1 protein-coding gene is annotated in these 233 nt (G+C 51.9%); it reads right to left on the bottom strand.

Going from position 1 to position 233, the window contains the following annotated elements; all coding sequences use genetic code 11:
* A partial coding sequence (locus AYC59_RS08550; RefSeq protein ID WP_500684725.1) for a 50S ribosomal protein L19 occupies positions 1 to 89 on the bottom strand: 89 nt, incomplete at its 3' end.
* Between the last annotated feature and the right edge of the window lie 144 nt (positions 90 to 233).

The raw sequence follows: 233 nt of genomic DNA, 5'->3' as shown, positions 1-233 counted from the left end.
CGAACAGCACCACGACGTTTGACAGAAATGCTGTCAACTACCGGAGAGTGAGTCTGGAAGACACGCTCAACGCCTTCGCCGTTGGAAATTCTGCGATTCGTTCTTCCGAAACACGGCGGGAAAAATTGCGGTTGGAGCGCACATCATGAACGACGTCAGTGATGTTTTTTAGCGCTTCCACCAGTCCGTTATGCAAATGGCGGGTAAGGGTGATTGCAATGCCTGATGCCAGC

This window comes from Pseudostreptobacillus hongkongensis (genome assembly GCF_001559795.1).
Taxonomy (GTDB): Bacteria; Fusobacteriota; Fusobacteriia; order Fusobacteriales; family Leptotrichiaceae; genus Pseudostreptobacillus; species Pseudostreptobacillus hongkongensis.
Note: the sequence above shows the minus strand (reverse complement) of the source record. Positions and strands in the feature narration are given on the sequence as shown.